General features: G+C 62.3%; 20 protein-coding genes and 1 pseudogene. 14 read left to right on the top strand and 7 right to left on the bottom strand.

All coding sequences use genetic code 11. The features are described from left to right. The first annotated feature begins 50 nt into the window (after window positions 1-50). The 4 genes from LJY18_RS13060 to gcvT all read left to right on the top strand — a co-directional run bounded on the left by LJY18_RS13060 (window position 51) and on the right by gcvT (window position 5,496). On the top strand, window positions 51-1,427 hold the full coding sequence (locus LJY18_RS13060) for an alanine/glycine:cation symporter family protein (RefSeq protein ID WP_238042244.1): 1,377 nt from the start codon (window positions 51-53) through the stop codon (window positions 1,425-1,427). Between the two features lie 60 nt (window positions 1,428-1,487). Next, window positions 1,488-2,741 carry a serine hydroxymethyltransferase gene (gene glyA, locus LJY18_RS13065; RefSeq protein ID WP_238042245.1) on the top strand — a complete coding sequence of 418 codons (1,254 nt, stop codon included), beginning with the start codon at window positions 1,488-1,490 and terminating at the stop codon, window positions 2,739-2,741. Between the two features lie 141 nt (window positions 2,742-2,882). Then, entirely contained in the window at window positions 2,883-4,259 is a 1,377-nt protein-coding gene (locus LJY18_RS13070) for an L-serine ammonia-lyase (RefSeq protein WP_238042246.1), read from the top strand. A 115-nt stretch (window positions 4,260-4,374) separates the two neighbouring features. After that, window positions 4,375-5,496, top strand: coding sequence for a glycine cleavage system aminomethyltransferase GcvT (gene gcvT, locus LJY18_RS13075; RefSeq protein WP_238042247.1), 1,122 nt, complete (start codon window positions 4,375-4,377; stop codon window positions 5,494-5,496). Between the two features lie 86 nt (window positions 5,497-5,582). Here gcvT and LJY18_RS13080 read toward each other — a convergent pair whose 3' ends face one another. After that, window positions 5,583-6,713: a M14 family metallopeptidase gene (locus LJY18_RS13080; RefSeq protein ID WP_238042248.1), complete on the bottom strand. Its 1,131-nt coding sequence runs from the start codon at window positions 6,711-6,713 to the stop codon at window positions 5,583-5,585. Between the two features lie 396 nt (window positions 6,714-7,109). Between LJY18_RS13080 and LJY18_RS13085 the strand changes: the two genes are divergently transcribed. After that, the gene (locus tag LJY18_RS13085; protein ID WP_238042249.1) at window positions 7,110-7,673 is read left to right on the top strand and encodes a tetratricopeptide repeat protein; all 564 of its coding nucleotides are present in this window, start codon (window positions 7,110-7,112) and stop codon (window positions 7,671-7,673) included. 112 nt (window positions 7,674-7,785) lie between these two features. Here the strand turns inward: LJY18_RS13085 and LJY18_RS13090 are convergent. Continuing rightward, window positions 7,786-7,947 (bottom strand): annotated as a pseudogene (locus tag LJY18_RS13090) (oxidoreductase); the annotation flags it as partial. A gap of 748 nt (window positions 7,948-8,695) precedes the next feature. Between LJY18_RS13090 and LJY18_RS13095 the strand changes: the two are divergent. Further along, window positions 8,696-8,908, top strand: coding sequence for a hypothetical protein (locus LJY18_RS13095; RefSeq protein WP_238042327.1), 213 nt, complete (start codon window positions 8,696-8,698; stop codon window positions 8,906-8,908). A 72-nt stretch (window positions 8,909-8,980) separates the two neighbouring features. On the opposite strand, the gene LJY18_RS13100 is transcribed toward LJY18_RS13095, so the two are convergent. Then, window positions 8,981-10,453 carry a helicase HerA-like domain-containing protein gene (locus LJY18_RS13100; RefSeq protein ID WP_238042250.1) on the bottom strand — a complete coding sequence of 491 codons (1,473 nt, stop codon included), beginning with the start codon at window positions 10,451-10,453 and terminating at the stop codon, window positions 8,981-8,983. 128 nt (window positions 10,454-10,581) lie between these two features. On the opposite strand from LJY18_RS13100, the gene LJY18_RS13105 reads away from it, so the two are divergent. Further along, window positions 10,582-12,459: a methyl-accepting chemotaxis protein gene (locus tag LJY18_RS13105; RefSeq protein WP_238042251.1), complete on the top strand. Its 1,878-nt coding sequence runs from the start codon at window positions 10,582-10,584 to the stop codon at window positions 12,457-12,459. 23 nt (window positions 12,460-12,482) lie between these two features. On the opposite strand, the gene LJY18_RS13110 is transcribed toward LJY18_RS13105, so the two are convergent. Then, window positions 12,483-12,686, bottom strand: coding sequence for a hypothetical protein (locus LJY18_RS13110; protein ID WP_238042252.1), 204 nt, complete (start codon window positions 12,684-12,686; stop codon window positions 12,483-12,485). Between the two features lie 137 nt (window positions 12,687-12,823). Between LJY18_RS13110 and LJY18_RS13115 the strand changes: the two genes are divergently transcribed. Next, on the top strand, window positions 12,824-13,504 hold the full coding sequence (locus LJY18_RS13115; RefSeq protein ID WP_238042253.1) for a pirin family protein: 681 nt from the start codon (window positions 12,824-12,826) through the stop codon (window positions 13,502-13,504). 58 nt (window positions 13,505-13,562) lie between these two features. On the opposite strand, the gene LJY18_RS13120 is transcribed toward LJY18_RS13115, so the two are convergent. Beyond that, a complete protein-coding gene (locus LJY18_RS13120) occupies window positions 13,563-13,988 on the bottom strand; it encodes a CBS domain-containing protein (RefSeq protein WP_238042254.1) in 426 nt (141 codons plus the stop codon). 46 nt (window positions 13,989-14,034) lie between these two features. Further along, window positions 14,035-14,886 (bottom strand): formyltetrahydrofolate deformylase, encoded by an 852-nt coding sequence (purU, locus tag LJY18_RS13125; RefSeq protein ID WP_238042255.1) that lies wholly within the window; start codon window positions 14,884-14,886, stop codon window positions 14,035-14,037. A gap of 341 nt (window positions 14,887-15,227) precedes the next feature. On the opposite strand from purU, the gene mvaT reads away from it, so the two are divergent. Next, a complete protein-coding gene (mvaT, locus tag LJY18_RS13130) occupies window positions 15,228-15,605 on the top strand; it encodes a histone-like nucleoid-structuring protein MvaT (protein ID WP_079200885.1) in 378 nt (125 codons plus the stop codon). 192 nt (window positions 15,606-15,797) lie between these two features. Here mvaT and sbcB read toward each other — a convergent pair whose 3' ends face one another. Then, a complete protein-coding gene (gene sbcB, locus LJY18_RS13135; RefSeq protein WP_238042256.1) occupies window positions 15,798-17,228 on the bottom strand; it encodes an exodeoxyribonuclease I in 1,431 nt (476 codons plus the stop codon). A 158-nt stretch (window positions 17,229-17,386) separates the two neighbouring features. Between sbcB and LJY18_RS13140 the strand changes: the two genes are divergently transcribed. The 5 genes from LJY18_RS13140 to LJY18_RS13160 are packed head-to-tail and all read left to right on the top strand — an operon-like array spanning window position 17,387 to window position 22,892. Then, window positions 17,387-18,133, top strand: a complete 747-nt coding sequence (locus tag LJY18_RS13140; RefSeq protein ID WP_238042257.1) for an RDD family protein — start codon at window positions 17,387-17,389, stop codon at window positions 18,131-18,133. Beyond that, entirely contained in the window at window positions 18,130-19,110 is a 981-nt protein-coding gene (locus tag LJY18_RS13145; protein WP_238042258.1) for a stage II sporulation protein M, read from the top strand. The genes LJY18_RS13140 and LJY18_RS13145 overlap by 4 nt, the downstream gene beginning before the upstream one ends. After that, window positions 19,097-20,674: a DUF4129 domain-containing protein gene (locus LJY18_RS13150; RefSeq protein ID WP_238042259.1), complete on the top strand. Its 1,578-nt coding sequence runs from the start codon at window positions 19,097-19,099 to the stop codon at window positions 20,672-20,674. Before LJY18_RS13145 ends, LJY18_RS13150 begins: the two co-directional genes overlap by 14 nt. Then, window positions 20,671-21,864, top strand: coding sequence for a DUF4350 domain-containing protein (locus LJY18_RS13155; protein ID WP_238042260.1), 1,194 nt, complete (start codon window positions 20,671-20,673; stop codon window positions 21,862-21,864). The genes LJY18_RS13150 and LJY18_RS13155 overlap by 4 nt, the downstream gene beginning before the upstream one ends. Beyond that, the gene (locus LJY18_RS13160; RefSeq protein ID WP_238042261.1) at window positions 21,861-22,892 is read left to right on the top strand and encodes an AAA family ATPase; all 1,032 of its coding nucleotides are present in this window, start codon (window positions 21,861-21,863) and stop codon (window positions 22,890-22,892) included. The genes LJY18_RS13155 and LJY18_RS13160 overlap by 4 nt, the downstream gene beginning before the upstream one ends. The last annotated feature ends 20 nt before the right edge of the window (window positions 22,893-22,912 follow it).

Below are 22,912 nucleotides of genomic sequence, written 5' to 3' on the forward strand. Positions count from 1 at the left end.
TCCGGCACGGGTCACCCCGGTGCCCATACAATAAAAAACAGGTGCTATTCATGGAATTCATCAACGACCTAACCAATCAAATCAACGGCCTGGTCTGGGGTCCACCTATGCTGGTGGCGATCCTCGGCACTGGTCTGTACCTCATGCTGCGCCTCAAGTTCATGCCTCTGGCGAAGATCGGTGCGGGCTTTCGCCTGTTGTGGCAAGGGCGCAAGAAAGACGATGAAAGCAGCGGCGAAATCAGCCCGTTCCAGGCGCTGATGACCTGTCTCGCCGCGACTGTCGGCACCGGTAATATCGCCGGCGTCGCTACCGCCATTTTCCTCGGCGGCCCCGGTGCACTGTTTTGGATGTGGTGCACGGCCCTGGTTGGCATGGCCACTAAATACTGTGAAGTGGTGCTGGCGGTGCATTACCGCGAGACCGATGAGCGCAAGGAACACGTCGGCGGACCGATGTATGCGATCAAAAATGGCCTGGGCAAGAAGTGGCTGTGGCTCGGTACCGCCTTCGCCATCTTCGGCGGTTTCGCCGGCTTCGGCATCGGCAACATGGTCCAGGTCAACAGCATGGCCCATGCCCTGACGGACACCTTCGGCATACCGTCCTGGGTTACCGGCGTGGTGGCTATGGTCTTCGTCGGCCTGGTGATCCTCGGTGGTATCAAGCGCATCGGTAAAGTAGCCGCGACGCTAGTGCCGGCCATGTGCGTGATCTATGTCGCCGCCGCCATCGTGGTCCTAATCGTTAACGTCGACGCCATTCCGGGTGCCTTCGAACTGATCTTCACCCATGCCTTCAGCCCAACCGCTGCCACCGGTGGGTTTGCCGGTGCAGCAGTAATGGCGGCGATTCGCTTCGGCGTCGCGCGTGGCATCTTCTCCAACGAGGCGGGGCTCGGTACCGCCGGTATCGCCCAGGCCGCCGGCACCACCCACAGCTCGGTACGCTCGGGCCTGATTGGCATGCTCGGGACCTTTATCGATACCCTGGTCATCTGCACCCTGACCGGCCTGGCGATCATCGCCTCCGGCGCCTGGACCAGCGGTGCCAGCGGTGCCGGCCTGTCGGCGGCGGCCTTCGAGTCGGCCATGCCCGGCTTCGGCGGCGCCATCCTCAGCATTGCCCTGGTGGTCTTCGCCTTCACCACCATCCTCGGCTGGAGCTACTACGGCGAGAAGTGCTGGGAGTACTTAGTCGGCACCAAGTCGATCCTGCCATTCCGCATCGTCTGGGTGCTGGCCGTGCCGTTCGGCGCCATCGCCCAGCTGGACTTCGCCTGGCTGGTCGCTGACACCCTCAACGGCCTGATGGCACTGCCCAACCTGCTATCGCTGCTGCTGCTTAGCCCGGTGGTGGTCAAGCTGACCAAGGAATATTTCGCCCGCGAAGGCCGTGTGACCGGCAACGCCCCGGCACAAAAGTAAACCATACCCATATCAACGCGACCGCTGGACGGTCGCGCCCTTAGTACAGGACCGATCCCGATGTTCCATAAAAGCCTGAACCTGAACAACTACGACCCGGCCCTGGCCGACGCCATAGCGGCAGAAGAGCGCCGCCAGGAAGACCATATCGAGCTGATCGCCTCGGAAAACTACACCAGCCCGGCGGTGATGCAGGCCCAGGGCACCGGCCTGACCAACAAGTATGCCGAAGGCTACCCGGGCAAACGCTATTACGGCGGCTGCGAGCACGTCGATGTGGTCGAGCAGCTGGCCATCGATCGGGCCAAGCAGCTGTTCGGCGCCGACTACGCCAACGTCCAGCCGCACTCCGGCTCATCCGCCAACAGCGCGGTCTACCTGGCCCTGCTCAATGCTGGCGATACCCTGCTCGGCATGAGCCTGGCCCACGGTGGTCACCTGACCCATGGCGCTAAGGTCAGTTCTTCCGGCAAGCTGTACAACGCCATGCAATATGGCATCGATGGCAATGGCCTGATCGATTACGACGAAGTCGAGCGCCTGGCCGTCGAGTGCCAGCCGAAGATGATCGTGGCCGGCTTCTCCGCCTACTCCAAGACCCTGGATTTCCCGCGTTTCCGCGCCATCGCCGACAAGGTCGGTGCCCTGCTGTTCGTCGACATGGCCCACGTCGCCGGTCTGGTCGCCGCCGGCCTGTACCCCAACCCGCTGCCCTACGCCGACGTGGTCACCACCACCACCCACAAGACCCTGCGCGGTCCGCGTGGCGGCCTGATCCTGGCCAAGAGCAATCCCGAGATCGAGAAGAAGCTCAACTCCGCGGTGTTCCCCGGCGCCCAGGGCGGCCCGCTGATGCATGTGATCGCCGGCAAGGCGGTGTGTTTCAAGGAAGCCCTGGAGCCGGGCTTCAAGGACTACCAGGCGCAGGTGATCAAGAACGCTCAGGCCATGGCGGCAGTCTTCATCGGCCGCGGCTATGACGTAGTGTCCGGCGGCACCGACAACCACCTGTTCCTGCTCAGCCTGATCAAGCAGGGCCTGACCGGCAAGGCCGCCGACGCCGCCCTCGGCGCCGCGCATATCACGGTCAACAAGAACGCAGTGCCGAATGATCCGCAGTCGCCGTTCGTCACCTCCGGCCTGCGCATCGGTACGCCGGCAGTGACCACTCGCGGCTTCAAGGAAGGCGAGTGCCAGGAACTGGCCGGCTGGATCTGCGACATCCTCGCTGATCTGGACAACCCCGCAGTGATCGAGCGGGTTCGTGGTCAGGTCAGCGACCTTTGCGCGACTTTCCCGGTCTACTCTGCATAAGTAACGCACTGGTTCAGTACCGACTGTAGGAGCGCGGCGGACGCCAAGTGCCATGCCCGCGAGTATCACGGCATAGCGCGGGGATGGCCCCGCTCCTGCAGAAACGCCATACCGCGACCTGACCAGAAGCTGGAGATCCACATGTCACTCAGCGTTTTCGATCTATTCAAAATCGGCATCGGCCCGTCCAGCTCGCACACGGTCGGGCCCATGCGCGCCGCCGCCCGTTTCGCCGAAGGCTTGCGCCGCGACGACCTGCTGGCGAACACCGAGTCGGTAAGAGTCGAGCTGTACGGCTCGCTCGGCGCCACCGGCAAAGGCCACGGCAGCGACAAGGCGGTGATTCTCGGCCTGCAAGGCGACCAGCCGGACACCGTCGACATCGACAGCATTGCAACGCGCCTGGCGACCCTGCGCGAAACCGGCGAACTGCAATTGCTCGGCGAAAAACCGATCCGCTTCGTCGAGAAAGAACACCTGGCGATGATCCGCAAACCGCTGGAGTTCCATCCCAACGGCATGATCTTCCGCGCCTTCGACGCCGCCGGCCTGCAGATCCGTTCGCGCGAGTACTACTCGGTAGGCGGCGGTTTTGTGGTCGATGACGATGCCGCTGGCGCCGACCGCATTGTCGAAGACCAGACCGCCCTGGCCTACCCCTTCACTACCGGCAAGCAATTACTCGCCCACTGCGCCGAACACCAGCTGTCGATCAGCCAGGTGATGCTGGCCAACGAAGCTGCCTGGCGCCCGGAAGCCGAGACCCGCGCACGCCTGTTGCAAATCTGGCAAGTGATGCAGGATTGCGTCACCGCCGGCTGTCGCAACGAAGGCATCATGCCCGGAGGACTCAAGGTCAAGCGCCGCGCAGCCGCCCTGCACCGGCAGCTGTGCCAGCACCCGGAAGCCGCCCTGCGCGACGCCCTCAGCGTGCTCGACTGGGTCAACCTCTACGCCCTGGCGGTGAACGAGGAAAACGCCAGCGGCGGGCGTGTGGTGACCGCCCCGACCAACGGCGCGGCCGGCATAGTGCCGGCGGTGCTGCACTACTACACTCGCTTCATCCCCGGCGCCAATGACGACGGCGTGGTGCGCTTCCTGCTGACCGCCGCCGCCATCGGCATTCTGTACAAGGAAAATGCCTCGATCTCCGGCGCCGAAGTCGGCTGCCAGGGCGAAGTCGGCGTGGCCTGCTCGATGGCCGCCGGCGCCCTTTGCGAAGTGCTCGGCGGCAGCGTCAACCAGGTAGAGAATGCAGCGGAAATCGGCATGGAACACAACCTCGGCCTGACCTGCGACCCGATCGGCGGCCTGGTTCAGGTTCCCTGCATCGAACGCAATGCCATGGGCTCGGTGAAGGCAATCAACGCCGCGCGCATGGCCCTGCGGGGTGACGGCCAGCACTTCGTCTCGCTCGACAAGGTGATCCGCACCATGCGCCAGACCGGCGCCGACATGAAGAGCAAATACAAGGAAACCTCGCGCGGCGGCCTGGCGGTGAACATCATCGAATGCTGACCGCCCGTGCGGCATACACATATTTCTAGGCGCGAGCCTGCACCGCGATGCGCCTCATGGTGATCGCCCGCAAGCCCGTTCCTACAACGACCCTCTACCTAACTGGAGCTAATCGATGACCAGCGAAACCCTGGCGAAAACCCCGCTACACGCCCTGCACCTGGAACTTGGCGCGCGCATGGTGCCCTTCGCCGGCTACGACATGCCGGTGCAATACCCGCTCGGCGTGATGAAGGAACACCAGCACACCCGCGAAGCAGCCGGCCTATTCGATGTCTCGCACATGGGCCAGATCATCCTGCGTGGCCCGAATGCGGCCAAAGCCCTGGAGAGCCTGGTGCCGGTCGACATCATCGACCTGCCAGTAGGCATGCAGCGCTACGCCATGTTCACCGATGACCAGGGCTGCATTCTCGACGACCTGATGGTCGCCAACCTGGGCAACGACACCCTGTTCCTGGTGGTCAACGCCGCCTGCAAGCACCAGGACCTGATGCACCTGCAACTGCAGATCGCCAGCCAGTGCCAGATCGAGCCCTGCTTCGACCGCGCCCTGCTCGCCCTGCAAGGCCCGAAAGCGGTCGACGTGCTGGCGCGCCTGGCCCCGGAAGTGGCCAAGATGACCTTCATGCAGTTCGCCCCGGTGCGCCTGCTCGGCGTCGACTGCTTCGTCAGCCGCTCCGGCTACACCGGTGAAGACGGCTTCGAAATCTCGGTCCCAGCCGATCACGCCGAAGCGCTGGCCCGCAGCCTGCTGGCCGAGCCGGAAGTCGAAGCCATCGGCCTCGGCGCGCGTGATTCGCTGCGCCTGGAAGCCGGCCTGTGCCTGTACGGCCACGATATGAGCACCAGCACCACGCCGATCGAGGCCAGCCTGCTGTGGGCCATTTCCAAGGCTCGCCGTGCCGATGGCGCGCGTGCCGGTGGCTTCCCCGGCGCCGAGCGGATCTTCGCCCAGCAGCGTGACGGCGTCGCCAGCAAGCGCGTCGGCCTGCTGCCGCAGGAGCGCGTGCCGGTGCGCGAAGGCGCGGAAATCGTCGATGCCGACGGCAACGTGATCGGCTCGGTATGCAGCGGCGGCTTCGGCCCGACCTTGGGCGGCCCGGTGGCCATGGGCTACGTGCAGAGCGCCTTCGTTGCGGTCGACACCCCGGTCTGGGCCATGGTGCGCGGCAAGCGCGTGGCCATGAAAGTCGCCAAGACCCCATTCGTGCCGCAGCGTTACTACCGCGGCTGAGGTCTCAGCCTGCGCGGTAGATGCGGCTGAACTGCACTGCCGCAGAACGCCTCGAAGCCCGGCCTATGGCCGGGCTTCGTCGTTATTCAGCGCAGCTCCTCGACCATCGCCGCCGCCACGCTCAGGATATCCTTGCCCAGCTGTTTGGAGCGCGCGCCGTTCCAGCCGGTAAGCGGATTGGGGCGGTCATCGTGGTCCTTGAAGGGCATTTCGATGGTGAAGGACAGGCAGTCGAATTCCAGGCCGACCGCGTTGCAGGCCAGGGTGGTGTTGGCCTGGCCGAACTGATCGGGTGTGTAACCAAAAGTGGTCTGGAATTCGGCACCTAGGTTCATCAGGCGGCTGCGGAAGTCCTCCTCCAGTTTTTCCAGGCGCGGACTGAAGCCGGGGTTGCCTTCACAGCCGGCGCTGAACACATGGGGGATCTCCTCGTCGCCGTGGATGTCGAGGAACAGGTCGACGCCGACGTTGCGCATCTGCTGCTGGACGAAGAACACCTCGGGACTCTCCGCCTCGCTGGCCGATTGCCAGGCGCGGTTGAGATCCTTGCCGGCGGCATTGGTGCGCAGGTGGCCACGGATGGCACCATCCGGGTTCATGTTCGGCACCAGGTAGAGGTCGGCCTGATGCAGCAGGGCGTTCAGTTCGGCGTCGTCGTGGTTCTGCAGGCGCTCGATCAGGCCTTCCATGAACCATTCGGCCATGTGCTCGCCGGGGTGCTGCTGGGCGATGATCCAGATCTTGCGCGGCGCCTGCGGGTTGCGGCTGACGCGCAGCAACTGGATATCGCGGCCCTCGATGCTCTTGCCGCTGGCGAACAGTTCGGCACCGGCCTTGCTCAGCGCCTGCTCGATCAGCCAGTCATGCCGCGCTCGGCTGTAGGGCTCGAAGTAGGCGAACCAGACCTGTGCCTCGCTCGGTTCGAGGGCGAAGTTGAGCGCGCCATCCTCGAAACGGCTGGGTACGCGGAACCAGTTGATATGGTCGTAGGAGGCAACGGCGTTATAGTCGGTCCAGGCATGTCGGTAGGCGGACTCGCCCGCATTGGTCAGGCTGAAGCCGTAGCGCTGGCCCGGGGTCAGGCCGTCAACTTTGAAGTGGAACCACTGGAAGTGATGGCTGTTGAGATCAGGACGCATGGCCAGCAGCACCTGCTGCGGGTTGCTGGCGTCGAGCACCTCGATATTGCCACTGTCGAAATTGCAGCTGATGTTCATGGATACCTCGCGGGCCTGATGGTGCGCTGCACCTGTGCCCGCAAGAATCGCAGGTCTACCGGCCGGATGAAACGCCTGAAGCGACATACAGATATGCATTGCATGCCCCGAACATGCACGCGCGTCACGCATGCGAGGGACGGCCTCCCCGGCGGCAAGCCCGGGTTCGAAATCCGCACAGCGATGCTTCAAGGTACCAAGCAACTTGCTGACCGTGGCGGGGTCTTCTAGTCTGCGGCAGCCGGTCTTTGCCCCGGTCAGCGTGGTGTAGGCAGACCCCGCAGCGGCCATGGGCAGCTGGCCGAGGCAGCCAGGGCATTGTTTTTTCATAACACTGCTCTTTCATAAACAGACGGGCGCAGTCACCCGCCTCCACTCCATAAGAAGTGACAGACCATGAACGCTCATCAATGGCTACGCTCGACTCTCCCAGCACTCCTCTGCGCCACCCTGCTGTTGGGCGGTTGCGCCAACCAGCAAGCGAGCCCGGGCAGTGCGCCGCAGTCAGGATCAGCCGCGACCGGCGCATCACCGGAGGAGGACGCAGCGGCCACCCTGCAGAGACTGCGCAGCCAAGCCAATCGCGGCGACCTCGACAGTCAGTTCCAGCTGGGCAGTTTCTACTTCGTCGGCAAGCCGGTGAAAGACCTCAAGCTCGCCGAATACTGGTGGAAGCAGGCCGCCAACAAGGGCCATGCCATGGCGGCGGTCAGCCTGGCCTATCTGTATACCGGCCGCGACAATCCCGACTTCGCCAACCCGCAGGGCATGCTCAAGTACCTCAACCAGTCGGCCGCTGGCGGCAACCCGATGGCCCAGCATATTCTCGGCAACCTCTACCTCAAGGGCCAACAAGGCGTACCGCGCGATACCAACCAGGCTCGCCGGCTGTTCCAAAGCGCCTGCAAGCAAAACTATGAAGTCAGCTGCACGGCGCTGACCACCTTGCCCGCCCCTTGAGGCTGCATGCTAGAACGCCCTGCGGGCATGATGCACAAAGCGTTCTTGAGCCGTTACCTTAAGCGGCAAAGCCACCATCGATGGTCAGACTGGCAGCGATGGCATAAACCGCTTATGGTCCGGCCAAGTAGGTGACGAATGCAGCGAGTTCTTAGGCGCGAGCGTAACAACCAACCGCCATCAACCCCATACGGCTCTCGGCGAACTCGCTGTTTGCAGGATTCATGTCGGTGGTCATCGGTCCAGGCTGCATATTGTTCACGGTGAGCCCGCGCACGGCCCACACGCACCTGCGTGCAGTGGCGAAACAGGTCTGGCACTGTGACCACCGCCGTTTGTCCACACAGGACGATCCAGTGCTCTGCCCCTTGGAACTTCGAGCAGGCCCGGCACTTACCCACGCAACAGCGTCGATAATGCCTTTGCCAGTTGGAACGGCTAGTGCCGGATGATTCAGGCAGTTACCGGCCAGCAACTCGACAGTTGCGGCGATAGCCGGTATTACTCGCTCTATTTATTGTCCAATCGAACAGAATTTCTTCTTTTTAGAACCACTCACCCAGCCAGTAAATGCCCATCACCTGCCTGCTCGTCCCGGCTTGTGTTTATGGCGCAACGGGCAATCCGCCAGCCTGCACTTCGGCTTGCAATACCAACCACTCAGTCACAGTTGAACATCTGCCCGACGCACTATCGAGTGCTGCGTTGAACGGAACCGTCTTATTCACAGTCAGACGAAACAGTTAATGCTCGCCCGCCTCGCCAGTACGAATTAACCCCCTCGACTTTTAAATAGCATTGACCATAATTGTATTGGGCTGAAGGCAATCGAAAACTTGAGTGCAGCTGCTCGATCAGTCCGGCTGGTTATTTTAAAAGAGCATTCAATCTCTGACAGGTTTATTCAGGCCGGCCCAAGGGCTACATCGGCCATTGCCACAGTCACTGGAATGATCACAGCAGCAGTAAGGCCATTGCCTTACGTTGTCATTACACTACTTCTTCACACCATGGGAAATCACGTGACGAAAGACGAACTGCGCGCCGAACTCGAGCGCCAGGCGCAGCGTTACATGGATGTACAAGGCGGAGAAATCATTACTTACGCCGCTCAACCGGACCCCGAGCGCAAGCCCTGGCGCAAGAAGGCCAACCTTCTTGACCAAGCATTTGAAAAAGAAATCGAGAAGATCGAAAAAGACCTGCAAGCCAAACCCGACGAGCACAGCGGCTGACAGCCCCCTGCAGAACGGCGCCGCAGGGGTAACGCTCGATAACCGCGCTTATTAACGGCTGACGGCGTGGCGTTATCGTCGCTTGCCGCCCAGCAACGAGCCCAGCAGACCGCGCACCAACTGCCGGCCGAGCTGGTTGGCGGCTTGGCGTACGGCGCCTTTCATCACCTGGCCGACCATCCCGCCCAGCAGGTCGCCGATGCCTTCTGTGGCGCTCGCCTTGGTTTGCGCCTGCGCCACCTCAACACTGGCTTGTGCGGCACGGGCGGTGAGCAGTTCGTAGGCCGACTCGCGGTCGATCGGTTTGTCATAGCGCCCGGCCAGCGGCGACTGGCGAATCAGCGCGGCCCGCTCGCTCTCGCTCAACGGGCCGATGCGCGACTGTGGCGGCGCAATGGCCACGCGCTGGACCATGGCCGGCGTGCCCTTGTCTTCCAGGGTACCGACCAGGGCCTCGCCAATGCCCAGCTCGGTCAGGATTGCCAGGGCATCGATCGAGGGGTTGGGGCGAAAACCATCCGCCACTGCGCGCAGGGATTTCTGCTCCCTGGTGGTGAAGGCGCGCAAGCCGTGCTGAATACGCAGGCCGAGCTGGGCCAGCACGTCATCGGGCAAGTCACTGGGCGATTGGGTGACGAAGTAGACACCGACGCCTTTCGAACGAATCAATCGAACCACCTGTTCCAGCCGCTCCTGCAGGGCTTTCGGGGTATCGGCGAACAGCAGGTGCGCCTCATCGAAGAACAGTGCCAGCAGCGGCTTGTCGGCATCGCCGCGCTCCGGCAACTGCTCGAACAACTCGGCCAGCAGCCACAGCAGGAAGGTCGCGTAGACCTTCGGTGCCTCATGCACCAGACGGCTGGCGTCGAGCAGATGAATCCGCCCGCGACCGTCACGATCCGGCTGCAGAATATCTTCCAGCTGCAGCGCCGGCTCGCCGAACAACGCCTCCGCGCCCTGTTGTTCGAGACTCGACAGCCGGCGCAACAGAGCCTGGGCAGAGGTAGTGGTGAACAGCGCACTGTCATCGCCAAGCACAGCCGGATTGCTTTTCAGATAGGCCAGCAGGGCTTTCAAGTCTTTCAGATCGAGCAATAGCAACCCTTCACGATCCGCCACCTTGAACGCCGCATAGAGCGCGGCCTGCTGGCTGTCGGTCAACTCCAGCAATGCCCCGAGCAACAGCGGCCCCATCTCGCTGAGGGTGGTGCGTAGCGGATGGCCGCTCTGACCATGGACATCCCATAAGGTAACCGGGTAGGCCGTCGGTCGGTGCTCAAGCCAGGGCATGCTGGCGATCCGCTCGGCCACCTTGCCTTGCGGCGCGCCAGCGGCGCCAAGCCCGCACAGGTCGCCCTTCACATCCGCGGCGAACACTGCCACACCGGCGTCGCTGAACTCCTCCACCAGGCGCTGCAGGGTCACCGTCTTGCCGGTGCCGGTCGCCCCGGCCACCAGGCCATGACGATTGGCCAGGTGCATAAGCTGGCCAACAGGTTGACCGCCGAGATCGGCGCCAAGAATCAACTGGTTTGCTACAGGCATTTATATGTCTCCTGAGTTAAAGCTTTGCTCCTGCCATGCCGACATAATTGCTGACGCCGATTTGCCGGCGCTGCCTGTGCCGTGCACCAGCCAAGACTGGTTCCAGACATTACCGGACGCAAGAAGCCATGAATAATAGTTTGAAATTCAGCCACAAGATCCTCCTGGCCGCCTCGCTGGTGGTAATCGCCGCCTTCTCCTTGTTCACCCTGTACAACGACTACCTGCAACGCAATGCGATCCGCGCAGATCTAGAAAACTACATGCAGGAAATGGGCAACGTCACCGCCAGTAATATCCAGAACTGGCTGTCGGGGCGCATCCTGCTGGTGGAAAGCGCCGCCCAGTCGATTGCCAGGAACAGCGGGCCCGAGCAGGTCGCCGGCCTGCTCGAGCAGAAAGCCATGACTTCGTCCTTCGCCTTCAGTTACCTGGGCAGCGCAGACGGCGCCTTCACCATGCGCCCGGACGAGAAGATGCCGGACGACTACGACCCGCGCAGCCGTCCCTGGTACAAGGATGCCATGGCTGCCGGCACCACCACCCTCACCGAACCCTATGTGGATGCGGCCACCGGCCAGCTGATCATCACCATCGCCACCCCGGCCAAACCTGCCGGCGTAGTCGGCGGTGACCTGAGCTTGAAGACCCTGGTCGACATCATCAACTCGCTGGAATTCGACGGCCTGGGTTACGCCTTTCTGGTCAGCGCCGACGGCAAGATTCTGGTGCACCCGGACAAGAGCCTGGTGATGAAAAGCCTCAGCGATGTCTTCCCCGAGAACACCCCGCGCATCGGCAGCGAGCTCAGCGAAGCCATCGCGAATGGCCAGACCCGCATCCTCACCTTCGCCCCGGTCAAGGGGCTACCCTCGGTCAACTGGTACGTCGGCCTGTCCATCGACAAGACCAAGGCCTATGCCGCGCTCAGTGACTTCCGTGCCTCGGCCATAGTCGCCACGCTGGTCGCGGTGGTGCTGATCATCCTCCTGCTGAGCATGCTGATCCGCCTGCTGATGCAACCGCTGACCGTGATGGGTAAAACCATGCAGGACATCGCCCAGGGCGATGGTGACCTGACCAAGCGTATTGATATCCAGTCCAACGACGAGTTCGGCGCCCTGGGCAAAGCCTTCAACCAGTTTGTCGAACGGATTCACGGCTCGATCCGTGAAGTGTCCTCGGCCACCCACCAGGTCAATGAGGTGGCAAAATTGGTGGTCAACGCCTCCAACTCCTCGATGATCAACTCCGACGAACAGGCCAGCCGCACCAACAGCGTGGCCGCCGCCATCAACGAGTTGGGCGCAGCCGCCCAGGAAATCGCGCGCAACGCCGCGGACGCTTCGACCCAGGCCTCCGATGCCCGGGAGCAGGCCGAAGATGGTCGCCAGGTGGTGGAAAAAACCATCCAGGCGATGAATCAATTGTCCGGAAAGATCCGCACCTCTTGTGGCCACATCGAGACGCTGAACGGCAAGACGGTGAACATCGGTCAGATTCTCGAGGTGATCAAGAGCATCTCCCAGCAAACCAACCTGCTCGCGCTCAACGCTGCCATCGAGGCGGCCCGGGCCGGTGAAGCGGGTCGCGGGTTTGCCGTGGTCGCCGACGAGGTGCGCAACCTGGCGCACCGCACCCAGGAGTCGGCACAAGAAATCGAGAAGATGATCGAAGAACTGCAGGTCGGCTCGCGCGAGTCGGTCACCACCATGACCGAGAGTCAGCGCTACAGCGAAGAAAGCGTGCTGATTGCCAACCAGGCCGGTGAGCGCCTGAGCAGCGTGACCCTGCGCATCGGTGAGATCGACGGCATGAACCAGTCGGTGGCCACCGCCACCGAAGAGCAGACCTCGGTGATCGAGTCGCTGAACATGGACATCACCGAGATCAACACCCTCAACCAGGATGGCGTGGAAAACCTGCAGTCAACTCTGCGCGCTTGCGGCGACCTGGAACAACAGGCCTCGCGCCTGAAACTACTGGTCGACAGTTTCCGCATCTGAACTCGTCGACAGCAAGGGGGCGCCTATTCGGCGCCTTTTTTTATGTCCCGATGCCCTGTTTGCGGCTGTTCGCCAGCCGCCTCCTGCAGCTTGCGCCACAGCTCGGCCGCTTCGGCAAATTCAGTACCGCTCTGCGGGCTCAGGGCATCCGGGTCATAACGCCTGACGCAGCCCTCGCCCAGGGTTGGCGGTGGCTGGGAGGCGGCGCGATCCAAAGGGTCTTGCATGGTGTGCACCTCCGTTGACGCTCGCATCAGCGCCCAATACATCATTGAAATCGATTGATATCAGCGCAAAATTACGCTTTTTATCGATTCTTTCATTCCCGACAATGACCACCTCGACCCGCTTCCCAGAGGTGATCATGCACCAGATTCGCCCCGCTGCCGAACGCGGCCATTCGCAACTGAGCTGGCTGAACAGTTACCACAGTTTTTCCTTCGGTGATTATTACGACCCACGCTTTCAGGGCTTCTCGCACCTGCGGGTGATCAACGAAGATCAGGTCAAGGCCGGCGCCGGGTTTGCCACGCACGGGCACCGGAACATGGAAATCATCAGCTATGTTCGCCAAGGCACCCTGGCGCACCAGGATTCGCTGGGCACCCGTGAAGAAATACAGGCAGGGGAATTCCAGCTGATGCGCGCCGGTTCCGGCATCCGCCACAGCGAGTTCAATGCCTCGGCGAGCGAGCCCGTACACTTCATGCAAATCTGGATAGAGCCGGCGCAACGTGGCTTGGCGCCGGGCTATCAGCAGCGCGCCTTTGCCACCCAGAAAGGCCTGCAGGTCATTGCCACTCCGGATGGCGCTGATGGCAGCCTGCAGGTCGCCCAGGACATAACCCTCTACCGCTGGCAGGGTGGCCCGCTCGACTATGTGCTGGCTCCGGGCCGCTGGCTCTACCTGCAGCTATTGACGGGCCAGCTGAATGGCCCAGGCGTACACCTGGCCACTGGCGATGGCCTGCAAGTGCGCGAACCGGGCCCCTTCAACCTGCATGGTCAGGGTGAGGCGCTGCTGTTCGACTTGCCTGCGCGCTAATACGTCGGAGCCCACCGGAATCAGGAGCATTCCTGAAACCAGTTGGCGATTGACAGTCTCATTGCGAGCGGACTTTACCCTGATCGTGCTGGGCGAACTCCTTGACCGCGCGCAGCACATCGCTGCGACTGATCTGGCCAACCAGGCGCCCACCCTCCACTACCGGGAGGCGCCCCAGGCGACCGCGCAAAAAGCGCTCGGAAACCTCAATAATGTCGGTTTCTGGAGAAATGGTTTCAATCTCGGTATTCATATAGGAACTGACCACTCCGCCGATCGCTTCGTAGTAAGCCCCCGAGAGGATGCCGCGCAGGCAATCGCCCTCGGATAACAAGCCAATCAGATGCCCCTGGGAGTCAACCACCGGGGCGCCAGCAATGCGATGCTCCAACAGCCTGTTAATGGCGGTGAACAGATCGGTGTCAGACCGAAACGTCACCAGATGGCGAGTCATGTAATCGCGCACCTTAATCGATTTGAGCATTAGCGAACTCCTTCAGCCTGCACTTGGTTAATGCACGACAAGGCAATCAGTCGAACACTACCGTCTTGTTATCGTGAACCAATACACGATCTTCTAAGTGATAGCGTAGCCCACGGGACAACACCATTTTTTCCACATCCTTACCCAGACGAACCATTTCTTCGATGCTGTCGCGGTGACTGACGCGCACCACATCCTGTTCGATAATAGGACCTGCATCCAACTCCTCGGTCACATAATGCGAGGTTGCACCGATCAGCTTGACTCCACGTAGTGAAGCCTGGTGATAAGGCTTGGCACCGACGAACGACGGCAAAAAGCTGTGGTGGATATTGATCACCCGCTGGGCGAAGTCACGACACAGTTGCGCAGGTAGAATCTGCATATAACGCGCCAGCACTATGACGTCGGCGGCATGCGCGTTGACCAGTCGCTCCACTTCATCGAAGGCCAACTGTTTGTTCTGTGGCTCGACCGGCACATGAAAATAGGGAATGTCGTGCCACTCGACCATGCTGCGTAATTCGTCATGGTTAGAAATCACACAGGCGATATCGCAGTCCAGTTCATCGCTGTGCCAACGGTGCAGCAAGTCAGCCAGGCAATGTGACTCGCGACTCGCCATCAACACCACGCGCTTTTTCTGTGCCGAATCAGTCACCCGCCATTCCATGGAAAATTCACGTGCGATGGGCGCAAAGGCTTGATGAAACCCTGGCAAGTCGAACGGCAAGGAATCGGCACGAATCTCATGGCGCATGAAGAACCAACCACTGTGGTTGTCCGAGTGATGACTCGCCTCGGTGATCCAGCCGTTGTAGGTGGCCAGAAAGTTACTGACCTTGGCCACGATACCAACGCGGTCCGGACAGGCTATGACCAGCCGAAAAGTACGCATGGGACACTCCAGAGAATTCGCAAAGTCGGTCATTCTAGCCACAGTGCGAGAAAACTGCAGTAATCCTGAAGTCCAGCCCGGGCAGCACACGCGAGACAACCGAACCACCTCGAACTGACAGCGACCTGTTATACGATTTTGTTGAAGACAGTGGCCTGGCGCGGACCTCGGTGAGCCATGGATAAAAACTGATCGGCTGACTAATTGAGTTACGCGCCAGCACATTTGAAACTTTGTTGGATAAAACGTGGCAAATTCTTGCAAAGCGGTTTACTTGTCAAAAGTGCCTGACTATTATTACTGACACTTAGTAATCACCTACTCAGATCAAGGTAAGCCGCATGTCGCTGATCAACGAATACCGCGCTACAGAAGAAGCCATCAAAGAGCTCCAAGAACGCCTGAAAAATCTGTCGCAAGACGACAAACTGAAAAAAGAACTGGAGTTTGAAGGCAAGCTGCGCACGCTGATGGGCGAATATCAGAAGTCCCTGCGTGACATCATCGCCATGCTCGACCCCGACGCCAAAATCAGCAAGGCACCGCGCGCCGGCGCCAAGACCACCGGGGTCAAGCGTGCTCGCAAAGTTAAGCAGTACAAGAACCCGAACACCGGTGAAGTGATCGAAACCAAAGGCGGCAACCACAAGACCTTGAAAGAGTGGAAAGCCAAGTGGGGCGGCGATGTTGTTGAAAGCTGGGCAACCTTGCTGGATTAAGCTCTACGATTGAATCATCGATTTCAGCGCATCAAAAAACGCCAGCCTTGCTGGCGTTTTTTGTTCTGCAACACTATTTATGTTGATGGCAAACCCAGGGGACATCAGGCCACCTTGGCCAGACGGCGAGCCAACCGACAGAATCGCCAGACGACAGCCACCAGCTAAATAGCGCCTGAAGCCTGCCCACACTTAAAGGGCATAACGCAGGCGCAACTGTTGCGCATAGTCACGCCACTCCGTCAGTACCGTCCGTTGCTTGGGCGTGGCCTGAGCGAATATTTCATCGAGTGCCGCCTGAAAATCCGCCAAGGTATTAGGCGCGCCACACTCGGGCCGGGTTAACCGCTGCTGACAAAACATCACCCAGCGCTGCTGTTCTGCTGAATCCAGGCTGGAGGGAAAGTTGCGCGCGCGATAACGAAATAATAATTCAGGTAAGCGTGCATCATCGAACGGCCAGTCATTCTGGGCCAACTGCGCGGGTTCGGCACTGCGTACGCGCTCGCATAAACGCCGGTCGCGATCACCGATAAAACCCTCATATAGCTGTTGCTCGGGATCCTCGCTGGGCGCAAAAGCTTCTTCGCCATATATCAGCGCGAGTTTGTCCCGCCACTGCCCTTGTGCGGCAACCAATCGATCTGCACGCAGCTGGAGTTCGGTCATGTCCAACTGCAAACGCTGAATATCTTCGCCACGCAGTACATTCAACGGCGCCACCACCGGACAACGGTTGATGTGCAGCAACTTCAAGGGTACCGGCAACTCGCCCTCGCCCAGTTGCTCGCGCCGGGTATATAGGCGTCGACGCAAGGACTCGCCATCCTCCTCGAACAATGGCGCCGGATCGGCGTGCAAGTCGCAGACGATAAGCGCATTGCGATTACGCGGATGCCAGGCCAGCGGCAACACCAACCCCAAGTAATGTCGCGTTCCGGCAAAGCGCCCGGAAATATGCACCAGGGGCTGTAACAAACGAATCTGGTCGAGTACCCGTTGCTTGCTGCGCAATTGATAGAGGTAGTTGTACAGCTTGGGCTGTTTGCTACGAATCAGCCGAGCCAGAGCGATGGTCGCACGCACATCGGCCAGGGCGTCATGGGCCTGGCCATGTTCGATGCCGTTGGCTGCGGTCAGGCTCTCCAGCTTGAGGCTGACGCGGCCTTCTTCCTGAGGCCAGACAATGCCATCCGGGCGCAAGGCATAGGCTGCGCGAACCAGATCGATCAGGTCCCAGCGGCTGTTGCCACCTTGCCACTCGCGGGCATAGGGGTCGAAGAAATTGCGGTACAGGCTGTAGCGGGTGACTTCATCATCGAAGCGCAAGCTGTTGTACCCCACGCTACAGGTCCCCGGCTGAACCATTTCGGCATGCACGCGGGCCATGAATTCGGCCTCGCTCAAACCTTTGTCCGCCAACTGACTGGGCGTGATGCCGGTTATGAGGCAGGCAGCCGGATGCGGCAGGATGTCGTCGCTGGGCTGACAGTAGATGTTCAGCGGCTCGTCGATTTCATTGAGGTCTTCGTCGGTGCGAATTCCGGCGACTTGCAGCGGCCGGTCGCGACGCGGATCGATACCGGTGGTTTCGTAGTCATACCAGAACAGGCTGGAGGTCACGGCGGCTTCCTATAGGTAGTGGGCGAGGCCAGTTTAGCATTGCCCGCACGGCCATCCGGCAGCCACGGATTGCCGCCACAAGCGCAGTTTGCATGCAGATCGGTTGCTTCACCGTCTGCCGCTGGCTAGCATCGGGGTTTATTCAGCGCAGACCGCCGATGCAGCATTCCGCCACCTCGCCTCCTCCGCGCCCGCCTCGTCCAGCCGTCCGCCGACCAACCGCGCTGCTGGATACCCGCTATCAGGTGGAAACCCCGGAAGGCATCGATCTGCTCCTGCGCCCCGCGGGCCTGGTATCGCGCGCCTTGGCCTTCACCATCGACCTGCTGATTCGCGGCCTGCTGTTGCTGGTGACCTACGTCGTCCTCGGCCTGCTCGGCAAGTTCGGCATGGGCCTGGCGACCATCCTGCTGTTCCTGGTGACCTGGTGGTACATGGTGTTGTTCGAGGTATTCAACCAGGGCCGCTCGCCCGGCAAGCAGATGCTCGGCCTGCGCGTGGTGCACGATGACGGCACGCCGGTCGGCTGGGCCGCTTCGCTGACCCGCAACCTGCTGCGCTTCGTCGATATCCTGCCGTTCGGCTACACCCTGGGCATTCTCAGCTGCCTCAACCACCCGGCGTTCAAGCGCCTCGGCGATATCGCCGCCGGTACCCTGGTAGTCTACCGCGACACCCTGCCCGCGCACCCGAGCCTGCCGCAGGCCGAACCGCTGCCTGCGCCCTTCGCCCTCGACCTGGCAGAGCAACGGGCCCTGCTCGGATTTGCCGAGCGCGGCGCCAGCCTGTCCAGTGAACGCCGCGCCGAGCTGGCGGCGATTCTTGCCGAGCCACTGCAGGTCCCGCACGAGCAAGCGGAACAGCGGATCAATGGCATCGCCCGCGGCCTGCTGGGACCGACATGAAACAGAGCCTGTTCGAAAGCCGCCACCAAGCCGACTGGCAAGCCTTTGCCGGACAACTCGACGCGCTCGAACGCGGCAAGGCCGACCGCCAGCAGTGCAAGGGCTTCGCCGCTGCGTACCGACGCCTCTGTCAGCAATTGGCCCTGGCCCAGGCGCGCGGCTACAGCAACCACCTGGTCGAGCAGTTGCAGCAACTGGTGCTGCGCGGCCACCAGCAGTTCTATCGCCATCGCAGCCCGCTGGGGGCGCAATTGATCGGTTTCATACTCGCCGGTTTTCCTCGCTTGGTGCGGGCCGAATGGCGCTGCGTGCTAATCGCCAGCCTGGTGTTTTTCGGTAGCCTGTTGACCATGGGCGTACTGGTCTATCTGTTTCCCGAACTGGTCTACAGTCTGGTCGACCCACAGCAGGTCGCGAGCATGGAGCAGATGTACGACCCCGATGCCCGGCGCCTCGGGCGCTTCGGCGAACGCCATTCGGCCGACGACTGGCTGATGTTCGGCTTCTACATCATGAACAACATCGGCATCGCCTTTCAGACCTTCGCCAGCGGCCTGCTGTTCGGCCTGGGCAGCCTATTCTTCCTGCTGTTCAACGGCCTGATGATCGGGGCGGTGGCCGGCCACCTGACCCAGATCGGCTACGGCGAAACCTTCTGGTCGTTCGTCATCGGCCACGGCGCCTTCGAGTTGACCGCCATCGCCCTGGCTGGCGGCGCCGGCCTCAAGCTCGGCGGGGCCCTGCTCGCGCCCGGTCGACTGTCACGTGGCGAAGCCTTGCGCCTGGCCGCCGGGCGAAGCGTGCGTTTGGTCGGTGGGGTCATTGTATTTCTGCTCCTGGCCGCGTTTATCGAGGCCTACTGGTCTTCGATGACCTTCGCCACGCCGACCGTCAAATATGTGGTTGGCGCCGGCCTCTGGTTGCTGGTGCTGAGCTATCTGCTGCTGGCCGGCCGAGGTGTCCATGCGCCTGACTGATGCCAGCGTGGCGATCCGCCCGCGCCCCCCCTGGGAAGCACTGGACCTCGGCGTTCTGCTGGCGCGCCGGCATGCCGGCCTGCTGATGGCCAGCTGGGCATTGGTCAGCCTGCCGATCTTCGCCCTGCTCTGCCTGTTGCTGTGGGACTACCCGGGCTGGGCGATATTCGCCTTCTGGTGGTTGAAACCGGCCTACGAACGCCTGCCGCTGCATGTCCTCTCACGCGCCCTGTTCGGCGACACGCCAAGCCTCAAGCAAGCGCTCAAAGCCCTGCCGGGGCTGCTCAAGCCGCAACTGCTGGCCAGCCTGACCTGGCGCCGCTTGGCGCTCACGCGCAGCTTCGATCTGCCGGTGATGCAACTGGAAGGGCTGTCCGGCCAGGCGCGCAGCCAGCGCCTGGTGGTACTGGGGCAACGCGATGCAGGCGCCGCGACCTGGTTGACGATGGTCGGCATGCACCTGGAAATGGCCCTGTGGCTGGGTCTGGTCAGCCTGTTCTATCTGCTGCTGCCAGCGCAGATCGAGCTGGACTGGAGCTGGCAGAGTCTGGCCAATGCGGCGGCCGGCGAATGGCTGTGGCTGGAACACCTGTCCAACCTGCTGTATGTGCTGGTGCTGATCGTCTGGGAACCGGTCTACGTCGCCTGCGGCTTCACCCTCTACCTGAATCGCCGCACCGCCCTGGAGGCCTGGGATATCGAACTGGTGTTCCGCCGACTGCGTCAGCGCCTCGGCGGCGTGGCCTATGCCCTGTTGCTCGGCGGCAGCCTGTTGCTGCTGCAGACACCGACACCGGTCATGGCCGCCGAGATCGGCAATTGCCCGCTGCCGGTCATGGACCCGATTGGCCCCGAGGCCGCACGCCTGCTCAAACAACCGCTGAGCAGCCAGGCCGCTCAAGACAGCATCGAGCAACTGCTGGATAGCCCCCCCTTTGAGCACCGCGAAACCGTCACGCGCTGGCGCTTCGGCGAGGAAGAGGCCGCACAAGCGGACGAAGGGCCGATCAGCGGCCTGCTGGCATGGCTGGAAAAGTTCTTCAAACTGGCCGAATCCTGGAACAGCAACGCCACCATCGCAGTGTTTTTCGAGACCCTGCTCTGGACCGCCCTGCTCGGCCTGGTGGCCCTGCTGATCTGGCGCTATCGCCAATGGCTCGGCATCTTCGCCGGGCGTATTGGCCTGGCGCAACGCGCCGCAATGCCGCCCAGCAGCCAGCTGTTCGGCCTGGAAGTGACCCCGCAAAGCTTGCCCGCGGACGTCGCCGGCACAGTCGAACAACTCTGGGCCGAGCAACCGCGGGCGGCCCTCGGCCTGCTCTATCGCGCCTTGCTCAGTCGCCTGCTGCACGACTATCACCTGCCCCTGCACGGCGCTCACACCGAGAGCGAAGTGTTGCGCCTGATTCAGGGCCTGCAACAGAACGAACTGAGCACTTTCAGCCAGACCCTGACCCTGCACTGGCAAAACCTCGCCTACGGCCATCGCCTGCCGCCAGACGATCTGTGCCAGACCTTGTGCCAAGGCTGGCGGCGCCTGCTCGAAAACGGTGTGCGCGCATGAACAAACGCCGCCAGTTGATCCTCGCCAGCGCGCTGGTGCTTGGCTTGGGCTTGCTCGGTCTCTACCTGCTGAGCCGCGCCCAGCCCTATGAAGAAACCGTCGAGCACGGCCCGGCCCCCGAAGCGCAGGCCAACCCCTACCTGGCTGCCGAACATTTTCTCCGTCAGCAGGGCCTGCAGGTGCAGCGCGCCGATGACCTGCAGCTGCTCTCGACGTTGCCCAGCGCCGGGCAAACCCTGGTGCTGCTTGGTGATCGGCAAGGCATGAGCCCGCTACAAGCCGAGCATCTGCTCGCCTGGGCGGCCAAGGGCGGGCATCTGGTGTTCGTTGCCGAACGCCTGTGGGATGAGGAGGAAGGCAAAAGTGGTGACCTGCTGCTCGATAGCCTGGACCTGCAGCAATACCCGAGCGACGATCTCGACGAGCCTGAGGCCGAGATCGAGGAGACCACTCCCGAGTCAGGCGATGCCACGGCCAAGGCCTACCCCGAGCTGACCCAGCTTTACCTGGAAAACGAGCAGGCGCCGGCCTACTTCAGTTTCGATACCGGCTTTCATCTCTACGATGCGGCAAATCGCGCGCATGCCTGGGCCAACAGCGCGGCGGCGACCCACCTGGTCCAGCTCTATCATGGTGACGGCCTGGTCAGCGTGCTGAGCGACAGCTGGATCTGGCACAACGACAGGATCGCCGAATACGACAATGCCTGGCTGCTCTGGTACCTGAGTCAGGACAGCGGCGTGACCCTGCTCTACCACGCCGATCGCGCCAACCTGCCCAGCCTGCTGTTGCGCTACTTCCCCCAGGCCCTGCTGGCCCTGGCCCTGCTCCTCGGCCTCGGTCTGTGGCGCGCCGGCATGCGTCAGGGCCCGCTGCAAGCGCCGGTCAGCCCGAGTCGCCGGCAATTGCAGGAGCACCTGCGCGGCAGTGCCGCGTTCTTGCTCCGGCGCAGTGGCCAGCACTGCCTGCTGCAGGGCTTGCAAGCGGACATCCAGCGCCGTGCGCGACACCGTCATCCCGGCTTCGAACGCCTCGGCGTGACCGAACAATGGCAGGTGTTGGCACGCCTGACCCGCTTGCCCAGCCGTGCCATCAGCCAAGCCATGCGGCCGCTGCCCGAGCAGCGCCTGTCCGCCGTCGACTTCACCCGCCAGGTCGCCCACCTGCAAACACTCAGGAATGCCCTATGAGCGAACACACGCCCGAACAGCTGAGCCCGCCCGCGGCGGCCGCAACCCAATCACCGAGCAGTCCGGCGCTGCAGCGCCAGCGCGCCAGCCAACTGGCCCAGGCCCTGCGCCTGGAATTGCACAAGGCGCTGATCGGCCAGAACGCCGTGGTCGACGATGTGTTGACCGCGCTGATCGCCGGCGGCCACGTGCTGATCGAGGGTGTTCCCGGCCTGGGCAAGACCCTGCTGGTGCGCGCTCTGGCGCGCTGCTTCGGGGGCGAGTTCGCCCGCATCCAGTTCACCCCCGACCTGATGCCCAGCGATGTCACCGGCCATGCCGTGTACGACCTGCAAAACGAGCAGTTCAAGCTGCGCAAGGGCCCGGTGTTCACCAACCTGCTGCTGGCCGACGAGATCAATCGCGCGCCGGCCAAGACCCAGGCGGCCCTGCTGGAAGTCATGCAGGAGCGTCAGGTCACCCTCGAAGGGCGCGCCCTGGCGGTGCCGCTGCCGTTCATGGTGCTGGCTACGCAGAACCCGATCGAGCAGGAAGGCACCTATCCACTGCCCGAAGCCGAGCTGGACCGCTTCATGCTCAAGCTGCGCATGGACTACCCCGAGCAGGCCGAAGAACTGAGCATGGTGCGTCAGGTCACCCGTTCGACCCGCGCCGACATGCTCGACGTCACCCCCTTGCGCGCCATGCTGCAAGCCAAGGATCTGCTGGCCATCCAGAAGATCGCCAGCGACCTGCCGCTCGACGAACAGGTGCTCGACTATGCCGTGCGCCTGGCCCGTGCCACCCGCACCTGGCCGGGGCTGATTCTCGGCGCCGGGCCACGCGCCTCGATCGCCCTGGTGCGTGGCGGCCGCGCCCGCGCCCTGTTGCGCGGCGGCGACTTCGTCCTGCCGGATGACATCAAGAGCTGCGCCCTGGCCGTACTGCGCCACCGTGTGCGCCTGGCGCCGGAGCTGGATATCGAAGGGCTGGAGGTCGACCAGGTGCTCCAGCAGTTGCTCGACCAGGTCCCGGCGCCGCGTCTATGACCCGCTCGATCCAGGGTGCT

This window comes from Pseudomonas sp. MMS21 TM103, from assembly GCF_022132145.1.
Lineage (GTDB): Bacteria > Pseudomonadota > Gammaproteobacteria > Pseudomonadales > Pseudomonadaceae > Aquipseudomonas.